Below are 264 nucleotides of genomic sequence, written 5' to 3'. Positions count from 1 at the left end.
ATCCACTCTTCGCCACGGATGACGTGGGTAATCTGCATCAAATGGTCATCGACCACGTTTGCCAAATGGTAGGTCGGTAGACCGTCGGTTTTAAGTAGCACTTGCATATCCACTTGTGACCAAGGAATCTCGACCTCGCCACGTAGCATATCGTCAAACTTACATACACCCTCGTCTGGCACACGCATACGAATGACAAATGGCTTGCCTTCGGCGGCGAGCTTGTCCGATTGTTCACGGGAAAGGTTCGCATAGCGACCGTCA

1 protein-coding gene is annotated in these 264 nt (G+C 51.5%); it reads right to left on the bottom strand.

Annotated features, from left to right (window positions below; all coding sequences use genetic code 11):
* Positions 1 to 264: glutamate--tRNA ligase family protein (locus RYX56_RS23060; RefSeq protein ID WP_317124216.1), on the bottom strand; the 264-nt coding region annotated here is incomplete at both ends.

The organism is Alkalihalophilus lindianensis (genome assembly GCF_032843265.1).
Classification (GTDB): Bacteria; Bacillota; Bacilli; order Bacillales; family Bacillaceae_D; genus Alkalihalophilus; species Alkalihalophilus lindianensis.
This window is presented reverse-complemented; position numbering and strand designations above follow the sequence as displayed.